Source organism: Aestuariivirga sp., from assembly GCF_044239095.1.
Classification (GTDB): Bacteria; Pseudomonadota; Alphaproteobacteria; order Rhizobiales; family Aestuariivirgaceae; genus Aestuariivirga.
On record NZ_JBIICB010000176.1, the window covers coordinates 1 to 9,099 of the forward strand.

Below are 9,099 nucleotides of genomic sequence, written 5' to 3' on the forward strand. Positions count from 1 at the left end.
GGACTGGCGTGCGGCGGCGACATCCTCAGAGGCGGCATCGACCTGCACGCCCTCAGCACCGCTTCGCGCCGCGTCGCGCGGTTCGCCGGCGACCATCACGGCAACGCCCAGCGCCTGCGCCGGGGACGTCACGTCCTTTGCGGCGGAGGCTGGCAAAAGCAGGCTTGCCACGTCGCCAGCCTCGCATGCCGCCTTCAGGCAGGCGAGGATGTGTGGTGCGGCGGCATCTTGCGGGGCGACAAGGAAGAGACGGGGTGTCAGGCTACTTTCTCCTGCTCGGCAGTCCAGCGGCCGGAGGCTGCCAGTGCGTTCATCTTCGCGCGGTGGGCGAGGGCGCGCTGGCCTGCGGCCACATTCTCCGGTCTTCCGGCCCAGGCCTTCAGTGCGTCGGCCTGAAGGGCACGGCCATAGGAGAAGGTGAGCTTCCAGGGCAGGGGGCCTGCCGCATTCATCAGATGAAGATGGGCTGTCGCATCCTCGCCCGACTGGCCGCCGGAGAGGAAGGCGATGCCCGGCACGGCACCCGGCACGCAACGCTTGAGCACCTTCAGCGTCTTCTCGGCCACTTCCTCGCGGCTAGCCTGCGTGGCGCATTTCTTGCCGGAGATCACCATATTGGGCTTGAGGATGATGCCCTCAAGCGCAACGCCTGCGAAATAGAGTTGCTGGAAGGTTTCCTTCAGCGCCCATTCGGTGGCTTCCATGCAGCGGTCGATGGTGTGCGCACCATCCATCAGCACTTCCGGTTCCACCATCGGCACGATGCCGCCCTGCTGGCAGATCGCCGCATAGCGGGCCAGTGCATGGGCATTGGCGCTGATAGCGTTGTGGCTGGGGATCGTGTCGCTCACATCGATCACCGCGCGCCACTTGGCGAACTCGGCGCCGAGCTTGGCATATTCGGCCACGCGCTCGGCCAGCCCGTCGAGGCCTTCCGTCACCGTCTCGCCGGGGCAGAAGGGCAGGGGCTTCGGCCCCTTGTCGAGCTTGATGCCGGGAACGGCACCCGCAGCCTTGATGATGTCGACCAGTGGCGTGCCGTCGGCGGCCTTCTGGCGCAGCGTTTCGTCGAACAGGATGACGCCGGAGATATAGCTCTTCATCGCGTCGCCTGAGCGGAACAGCATCTCGCGGTAGTCGCGGCGGCTGGTCTCGGTCGACTCGAGCTTGATCGATTCGAAGCGCTTGGTGATCGAGCCCGTGGATTCGTCCGCGGCGAGGATCCCCTTGCCCGGCGCCACCATGCGGTTGGCAATGTCGTTCAGCTTCTCGATGTTCATGTCCTTACCTCCAATGCCTTGACGCCGGGGAGCGGCTTGCCCTCGAGCCATTCGAGGAAGGCCCCGCCAGCTGTTGAGATGTAAGTGAAGTCCTGCGCCACGCCCGCATGGTTGAGGGCTGCCACCGTGTCGCCGCCGCCAGCCACGGAGACGAGCTTGTTGGCCTTCGTCCGCGCTGCGGCGTGTTTTGCCACGGCAACCGTCGCCTGGTCGAAGGGCGCAATCTCGAAGGCGCCCAGAGGGCCGTTCCACACGAGCGTGTGCGCATCGTCGATGGCCGAGCGCACCCGGTCCACCGACATGGGCCCCACGTCCAGGATCATGCCGTCGGCGGGAATGGCATCCACGCCATAGTCATGCGATTGAGCGCCCGCCTTGAATTCCTTCGCCACGATGCCGTCGATGGGCAGGATGATGGCACATTTGGCGTCTTCTGCCTGCTGCATGATGCGCTGCGCTGTGTCGATGAGGTCCCTCTCGGCCAGCGACTTGCCCACGCCATGGCCCTGCGCCAGCAGGAAGGTGTTGGCCATCGCCCCGCCGATCACCAGCGCATCGACCTTCTTCACGAGATTGCCGAGCAGGTCGAGCTTGGTCGAGACCTTGGCGCCGCCGACGATGGCGATCACCGGGCGCTTCGGCGTTTCCAGCGCCAGCTGCAGCGCCTTGAGTTCCGCCTCCATGGCGCGGCCCGCATAGGCGGGTATCACATGCGCAATCCCCTCGGTGGAGGAATGCGCGCGGTGGGCAGCGGAGAAGGCGTCGTTCACATAGATGTCGCCGAGCGAGGCGAGCATCCTCGAGAAGCCTTCGTCGTTCTTCTCCTCGCCGGCATGGTAGCGCGTGTTCTCCATCAGCACGCATTCGCCGGGCTTCACATCCACCTGGGGTGCTGCCTGCCAGTCAGTGAAGATGAAGCGCACCGGCACGCCGAGGTGTTGTGAGAGTGCTTCTGCCACGGGCTTCAGAGACATTTCGGGCACAACCTTGCCCTTGGGCCGGTCGAAATGGGCAAGCACGATCAAGGCGCCACCCTTGTTCATGATCTCACGCAGCGTTGGCACCACGCGCTCGATGCGCGTGGCATCCGTCACCTTGCCGTCGCTGATCGGCACGTTGAGGTCGACCCGGCACAGCACACGCTTACCGGAGAGGGTGACATCATCGAGCGTGCGGAAGGCGGGCATGTATGCGTCTCCGATCAGGAAGAGATGACGTTAGCCGAAAAACTCAAATTGCGGTCATGCCAGTAAACCCCATCAGCTGCGTCATTCTGGCGAAAGCCGGAATGACGCTTTCTGTCAGCGCGATGATGCGCCGAAGCGGGACCCCAGCTTTCGCTGGGGTGACGGCGGGGTGTGGAAGGACGAGGCTGCGCCATGGCCGGCTTATTCCGCTGCCTTTACCACGGCTTCCGCCGTAATGCCGAAATGCTTGTAGAGCAGTTCCGCCGGCCCCGAAGCGCCGAAGCCTGTCATGCCGATGAAGGTCCCCTCCACCCCGATGAAGCGGTCCCAGCCGGTGCGCACACCCGCCTCGATGGCGATGCGGGTCTTTTCAGCACCCAGCACCTTCGCCTTGTAGGCCTTATCCTGGCGCTCGAAATTCTCCATCGACGGCACGGAGACGACGCGTGCGGGCTTGCCCGCCTGATCGAGCAGCGCCTTGGCGGCCATCGCGATCTCGACCTCGGAGCCCGAGGCGAAGATCACGACCTGCGCGGGCTTTTCCGATGGCGCGATCTCATAGGCGCCCTTCGCACAGAGGTTCTCCTCCGAGTACGCAATGCGCGCGGGCTTCAGCTTCTGGCGCGTCAGTGCCAGCACCGAGGGGCGGCTCTCGTCCTTCAGCGCCAGCTGCCAGCATTCTGCCGTCTCTACCGCGTCGCAGGGGCGGTAGACGGCAAGGTTGGGGATGACGCGCATGGCGGCCAGATGCTCCACCGGCTGGTGCGTCGGGCCATCCTCGCCAAGCCCGATCGAGTCATGCGTCATCACATAGATCACGCGCTGCTGCATGAGGGCGGAGAGGCGGATCGACGGGCGGCAGTAATCGGTGAAGACAAGGAAGGTGCCGCCATAGGGAATGACGCCGCCATGCAGCGCCATGCCATTCATCGCCGCCGCCATGCCATGCTCGCGAATGCCATAGTAGACATAGCGTCCACCATAGTCCGCGGCAGTGAGCGGCTTCAGCTCCTTCGACTTGGTGTTGTTGGAGCCCGTGAGGTCCGCCGAGCCGCCGATCGTCTCAGGGACTGCGGCATTGATCACGTCGAGCGCGTTCTGCGAGGAATTGCGCGTTGCAAGGGCCGGCGGGTTCTTGGCCAGCTCCTGCTTGTAGGCAGCGATCACCGCATCGAAATCTGCCGGGAGCTTGCCTGATGTCCGGCGGGTGAAATCTTCCTTCTTCGGCGAAGCGGCAAGCCGCGCCGTCCATGCCGCGCGGTCGGCCGCGCCACGGCTTCCCGCCTTGCGCCAGGCGTCCATCAAGTCGTTGGGCACCACGAAGGGCTCATAATCCCAGCCCAGCGCCTTGCGTGCGCCCGCGATTTCATCGGGGCCCAAGGGTGAGCCGTGCGAGCCGGAGGTTCCGGCCTTGGTCGGCGCGCCAAAGCCGATCACCGTCTTGCAGGCGATCATCACAGGCTTATCTGATGTCTGCGCGGCGTTGAGTGCCGCGGCGATCTCCGCCGGGTTGTGGCCATCGCAGCGCGATACGGCCCAGCCACAGGAGGCAAAGCGCGCGAGCTGATCCGTCGAGTCCGTCATCGACAGCTTGCCGTCGATCGAGATGCCGTTGTCGTCCCACAGCACGATCAGGTTCTTGAGCTTGAGGTGGCCAGCGAGCGTGATCGCCTCCTGGCTGATGCCCTCCATCAGGCAGCCGTCGCCCGCCAGCACATAGGTCTTGTGGTTGACGAGTGCGTCGCCGAACGCAGCGTTGAGGTGGCGCTCCGCCATGGCGAAGCCCACGGCATTGGCGATGCCTTGCCCCAAGGGCCCGGTCGTTGTCTCGATGCCGGTGGCATGGCCGAATTCCGGGTGGCCCGCGGTCTTGGAGCCGAGCTGGCGGAAGTTCCTGATGTCGTCGAGGCCCATGTCCGCATAGCCCGTGAGATAGAGCAGCGAATACATCAGCATGGAGCCGTGACCGGCCGACAGGATGAAGCGGTCGCGGTCCGGCCAGTGCGGGTCTGCGGCATCGAACTTGAGGAATTGCGTTAACAGAACCGTCGCCACGTCTGCGGCCCCCATGGGCAGGCCCGGATGGCCGGAATTGGCCTTTTGCACCGCATCCATGCTGAGGGCGCGGATCGCATTCGCCATGGAGCGTGTCTGTTCGGGGGAATGAAGGGTCATGCGCGGCGGTTCCTTGGGTCTGAAACGCGGGAATTGGGGCTCCTGATAGCGGCTTGCGCGGTTGAGTCAATTGGAACCCGAGGCTGCTCCCGCCGCTCCGGCAGGCCGTTTCGGGGGCGTTGCGCTGGTGCCCGGTTCAGCCTATTGTGCGTAGCGGTAAAGGCTGGCAGATTTTGTAATCTTACCAGAGGCTTTGATGGCAGGCATTGAGAAATTGGATGAGGCATTCCAGCGCTTCGAGGCGGCCTTGCGCCGGTTTGAGGAGGCCGTGGGCAAGACGGCCGAGCGGAAAGCCCGCATGGCGGAACTCGAAAGCGAGGCCGAATCCCTGCGCAAGGACAAGGCGCAGCTTACGCAGGAGCTCGAGCTCGTGCGCAGCAAGGCCCACGAACTGGCAGACACGGGCAAGAATGCTGCCGGCAAGATCGATGCCGCCATGTCGCGCATCCGCGCGGTGCTTCATTCCAATGCGCCGGAGTAAGCCATGGCGCATGTGATCGTCGAGGTGAACGGCCGCCCCTACACGATGCAGTGCGCCGAAGGCGAGGAGGCGCATCTGCGCGACTTGGCGGTCCTTCTCGACGGCGAGGTCCAGCGGGTGAAGTCGAGTGTCGGCTCCGTAGGCGACATCCGCATGCTGGTCATGGCGGGGCTGATGGTTGCCGACCGGCTCTCCGAGGCGATCGCCCGCATCCAGTCCCTGGAGGAACAGGTGGCCGGATTGCGCGAGGCAAGGGCGGCGGCCCAGGCAGAGACGCAGAACCTCCAGTCACTGCTCAGCGTCAGGCTCACCGCCGCCTCACAGCGTCTGGAACTGCTGGCGCAGTCCCTGGGCAAATAGCCCGGTTGCAGCGCGCGGCGCGCCATCTTGCATGGACATCCGCCCCCGCCGCTCCTAAGTTAGTCCCCGGCGGGCTGCCCGGTGCGTGAGTGACATTTTTTCCCTGGGGCCTATGCGATTCTGAATGGGAGCTGTCCCTGGGCTTGGCCGTGGCCTCGCACAAACGGCGCCCACCTACAACTGTAGGGACCCGGGATCGTCAGTCACTCACGGCCCATGGTGGCTCGCCACGTGTTTTGTTTGAGGTTTCCATGGATGTCTCCGAAGTAAAGCGCAAGGCGCGCACGGCCGCATCGAAGCGCCGGGCGGAGGCCCATGAGCTTCTGAAGGATTCGGCCGGCATCGCTTTGGCGGAGCGCGGCCTCCCGGGAGGCCTAGGCCACAGACCCGGCATCGTCTCCGGCTTCATGCCCTACAAGAGCGAGATCACCACCATTCCCCTGTTGAGCCGGCTGCAGCGCGAGGGCTGGCAAACGGCCCTTCCCGTGGTCATGGCGCCAGGCGAGCCGCTCGTGTTCCGCGCCTGGGCTCCGGGCGAGCCGCTCGTGCCGGGCCTCTGGGACATTCCGGTTCCGCCAGAAACCGCGCCCGAAGTCATCCCCGGCGTGCTGCTGGTGCCGATGCTGGCCTTCGACCGGAGGGGATACCGCCTCGGCTATGGCGGCGGCTTCTATGACCGCACGCTTGAAAAGCTCCGGACCTTGAAGACAGTGGCGGCGGTCGGCGTCGCCTATCACGCGCAATTATCGGACGAGGTGCCCGTGGGGCCCCACGACGCGCCCCTCGACTATGTGATGACGGAGCAGGAAACCTTCGCGTGCGGCTGATCTTTCTCGGCGATGTCGTCGGCAGGGCGGGCCGCGACGCACTGGCGCGGGAGCTTCCCCTGCTGAAGCAGCGCTACCGCCCAGACCTCGTGGTGGTGAACGGCGAGAACGCCGCGCACGGCTTCGGCATCACCGAGGACATCTTCCTCGGGTTCCTCGCCGCGGGTGCTGATGCGGTGACCTTGGGCAACCATGCTTTCGACCAGCGCGAAGCGCTGATCTTCATCGAGCGCTATCCGAACCTGCTCAGGCCGGTGAACTGGCCGAAGGGCTGTCCCGGCCGGGGGTCGGCCCTGATCGACACCGCATCGGGGCGGCGCGTCCTTGTCATGCAGGCGATGGGCCGGGTGATGATCGAGCCGATGCTGGACGATCCCTTCCCCGCAGCCGAGCGCGAACTGGAGGCCTGCCCCCTCGGCCTTGGCTGCGATGCCGTGCTCATCGATTTCCACGCTGAGGCGACCTCCGAGAAGATGGCTTTCGGCCATTTCTGCGACGGGCGCGCGAGCCTCGTCGTCGGCACCCACACCCATGTGCCCACCGCCGACCACCAGATCCTTCCCGGCGGCACCGCCTATCTGACCGATGCCGGCATGTGTGGAGACTATGACTCGGTCATCGGCATGGAAAAGGCGGAACCCCTGCAGCGCTTCCTGAGAAAGCTGCCGGTTGAGCGGATGCGGCCCGCCGAGGGCGAGGCCAGCGTGTGCGGCGTTGCCGTGGAAACGGATGACCGGACGGGCCTTGCCACGATGATTGCCCCCATCCGCGCCGGCGGACGGCTGTCACAAGCCCGCGTTGCCGCTTGGGAAGCATGAGCCGGCGGACTGGCATGACGCGTTTGGCACGTTGCCAGTAGAAAAACTCTAGTGACGGGGACAAAAAAGCCGCTAGTATCTTTTGCAGCGCTTATAAAAAGAGCGGCCTTGCGGGTGTGACGAAGTCTGTTGCGCCGGCAGCCGCCGCCAAAAAAAGCGTCGATTATGGGGAGGAAAACAAGGGCCGTACCAAGCGCCACGCGTGGCGCGGGGCGGGCTTTATTCCTCCTGGAAAGATAACGCGCCGGCCTTGCCGGCATTCTGGAGGAAGCTCTCGTATGAAGAAATTCGCTACTTTGTTCGGCATGGCCCTTTTGGCCGGCACGGCGCTCTATTCCGTCAGCGCCCGGGCTGCCGACGAACTCACCATCACGTCCTGGGGTGGTTCCTACTCGGAAAGCCAGCGCAAGGCGTTCTACGAGCCCTACATTGCGGCCGGCAACAAGATCACCGAGGCTGAATACAACGGCGAAATCGCCAAGATCCGCGCCATGGTGGAAGCCAATGCCGTGACCTGGGACGTGATCGACGTCGACACCCAGACAGTGCTTGCCGGCTGCGCCGAAGGCACCTTCGAGACCATCGACTGGGCCAAGCTCGGCCTCGACCGCTCGAAGTTCATCGGCGGCGACGTGACGGACTGCGCCGTCCCGAACATCCTCTATTCCACCGTCGCAGCTTATGACACCTCGAAGACCCAGGCTCCCGCCGGACTTTTCGAGGCGCTGTTCGACACCACCAAGTTCCCCGGCAAGCGCGCCTTGCAGAAGAGCCCCTTCGTGAACCTTGAATGGGCCCTGATGGCTGACGGCGTTGCACCCGCTGACGTCTACACCGTTCTCGGCACCGATGAAGGTGTTGCGCGCGCGTTCAAGAAGCTCGACACCATCAAGCAGGACGTGATCTGGTGGGAATCGGGCGCCCAGGGTCCGCAGCTGCTGGCTGACGGCCAGGTGGTGTTCGCCACCTCGTGGAACGGCCGCTTCCACACCGCCATCAAGAACGACAAGAAGCCGTTCCAGATCATCTGGGACTTCCAGGCTCCGGATTGGGACTGGTGGACGATCCCGAAGGGCACGCCGAAGATCGAGGAAGCCTACCGCTTCATCGCGTTCGCGTCTGACCCGCAGCGCATGGCCGACCAGACGAAGTTCATCGCCTACGGCCCGGCCAACAAGGATTCCTCTCCGCTGGTCGACCCCGCAATCCTGCCGGACCTGCCGTCGGCTCCCGACAACCTCAAGACCGTGTTCTACCCGGATCCGCAGTTCTGGGGTGACAAGGGCGACGAGCTGCGTGAGCGCTTCAACGCCTGGCTCGCCCAGTAATCCGACGTTCATTGGGGGGAGGGGGTTCGTCCTCCTCCCCTTCACCTTTCATCCTGATATCGTTTCGCATCCAGGGGCGTTACCACCATGTCCATGGCCCAGGCTCTTCCCGATGATGGCGTGATGCGCGCCGCGGACGGCACCCCGCTCAAGGTGGCGCTGGCGCGTGCCGAACGGCGCGAGCGGCTGAAGGCCCTGGGGCTGGTGGCGCCGCTCTTCGCCTTCATCGTGCTCTCCTTCGTCGTGCCGATCATCGTGTATCTCTACAACGCCGTCTATGATCCGGACGTCGCGCAGACCCTGCCGCGCACCGTCGTGGCGCTCGAGACCTGGGACGGCAAGGAGCTGCCCGCGGAAGACGTCTTTGCCGCCCTGGCGTCCGACATGAAGGACGCGACAAACCAGCAGGTGGCCCTTGTCGGAAAGCGCCTCAACTATGAGATGTCGGGCATCCGTTCCAAGGTGATCAACACCGGCCGCAAGGTGAAGCTGCTGGAGCAGGGGCCCTACAAGGACGCCCTGATCGGCATGGACAAGATCTGGGGCAATCCGGAAACCTGGTCCACCATCAAGCGCTCCTCCTCTGACTGGACGCCCTTCTACATCCTTTCCATGCTCGACCTCCGCCAGAGCCCAGACGGCG

At 64.7% G+C, this 9,099-nt stretch carries 8 protein-coding genes, 1 other RNA gene and 1 pseudogene; 7 read left to right on the plus strand and 3 right to left on the minus strand.

Features of this window, described 5'->3' with window-relative positions:
- Positions 1-257 precede the first annotated feature (257 nt).
- From ACILRA_RS15095 to tkt, 3 genes are all read right to left on the minus strand, one after another.
- Complete coding sequence (locus tag ACILRA_RS15095; RefSeq protein ID WP_395662910.1) at positions 258-1,280, minus strand: class I fructose-bisphosphate aldolase; 1,023 nt, start codon at positions 1,278-1,280, stop codon at positions 258-260.
- Positions 1,277-2,467, minus strand: coding sequence for a phosphoglycerate kinase (locus ACILRA_RS15100; RefSeq protein ID WP_395662911.1), 1,191 nt, complete (start codon positions 2,465-2,467; stop codon positions 1,277-1,279). Before ACILRA_RS15100 ends, ACILRA_RS15095 begins: the two co-directional genes overlap by 4 nt.
- A gap of 201 nt (positions 2,468-2,668) precedes the next feature.
- Positions 2,669-4,642 carry a transketolase gene (tkt, locus tag ACILRA_RS15105; RefSeq protein WP_395662912.1) on the minus strand — a complete coding sequence of 658 codons (1,974 nt, stop codon included), beginning with the start codon at positions 4,640-4,642 and terminating at the stop codon, positions 2,669-2,671.
- 196 nt (positions 4,643-4,838) lie between these two features.
- Between tkt and ACILRA_RS15110 the strand changes: the two genes are divergently transcribed.
- From ACILRA_RS15110 to ACILRA_RS15140, 7 genes and pseudogenes are all read left to right on the plus strand, one after another.
- On the plus strand, positions 4,839-5,123 hold the full coding sequence (locus ACILRA_RS15110; protein WP_395662913.1) for a DUF4164 family protein: 285 nt from the start codon (positions 4,839-4,841) through the stop codon (positions 5,121-5,123).
- A gap of 3 nt (positions 5,124-5,126) precedes the next feature.
- The gene (locus tag ACILRA_RS15115) at positions 5,127-5,483 is read left to right on the plus strand and encodes a cell division protein ZapA (protein WP_395662914.1); all 357 of its coding nucleotides are present in this window, start codon (positions 5,127-5,129) and stop codon (positions 5,481-5,483) included.
- Between the two features lie 68 nt (positions 5,484-5,551).
- Positions 5,552-5,713, plus strand: a non-coding RNA gene (gene ssrS, locus ACILRA_RS15120) — 6S RNA.
- A 21-nt stretch (positions 5,714-5,734) separates the two neighbouring features.
- Positions 5,735-6,310, plus strand: coding sequence for a 5-formyltetrahydrofolate cyclo-ligase (locus ACILRA_RS15125; RefSeq protein ID WP_395662915.1), 576 nt, complete (start codon positions 5,735-5,737; stop codon positions 6,308-6,310).
- A complete protein-coding gene (locus ACILRA_RS15130) occupies positions 6,301-7,128 on the plus strand; it encodes a TIGR00282 family metallophosphoesterase (RefSeq protein ID WP_395662916.1) in 828 nt (275 codons plus the stop codon). The genes ACILRA_RS15125 and ACILRA_RS15130 overlap by 10 nt, the downstream gene beginning before the upstream one ends.
- A gap of 278 nt (positions 7,129-7,406) precedes the next feature.
- On the plus strand, positions 7,407-8,456 hold the full coding sequence (locus tag ACILRA_RS15135) for a polyamine ABC transporter substrate-binding protein (protein WP_395662917.1): 1,050 nt from the start codon (positions 7,407-7,409) through the stop codon (positions 8,454-8,456).
- An 87-nt stretch (positions 8,457-8,543) separates the two neighbouring features.
- Positions 8,544-9,099: pseudogene (locus tag ACILRA_RS15140) on the plus strand (ABC transporter permease); the annotation flags it as partial.

Bases quoted from the DNA above. Each gene is read 5' to 3' on its own strand.
- ACILRA_RS15125 (WP_395662915.1), top strand. From the start codon at position 5,735: ATGGATGTCTCCGAAGTAAAGCGCAAGGCGCGCACGGCCGCATCGAAG.
- ACILRA_RS15115 (WP_395662914.1), top strand. From the start codon at position 5,127: ATGGCGCATGTGATCGTCGAGGTGAACGGCCGCCCCTACACGATGCAG.
- tkt (WP_395662912.1), bottom strand. From the start codon at position 4,642: ATGACCCTTCATTCCCCCGAACAGACACGCTCCATGGCGAATGCGATC.
- ACILRA_RS15110 (WP_395662913.1), top strand. From the start codon at position 4,839: ATGGCAGGCATTGAGAAATTGGATGAGGCATTCCAGCGCTTCGAGGCG.
- ACILRA_RS15095 (WP_395662910.1), bottom strand. From the start codon at position 1,280: ATGAACATCGAGAAGCTGAACGACATTGCCAACCGCATGGTGGCGCCG.
- ACILRA_RS15100 (WP_395662911.1), bottom strand. From the start codon at position 2,467: ATGCCCGCCTTCCGCACGCTCGATGATGTCACCCTCTCCGGTAAGCGT.
- ACILRA_RS15135 (WP_395662917.1), top strand. From the start codon at position 7,407: ATGAAGAAATTCGCTACTTTGTTCGGCATGGCCCTTTTGGCCGGCACG.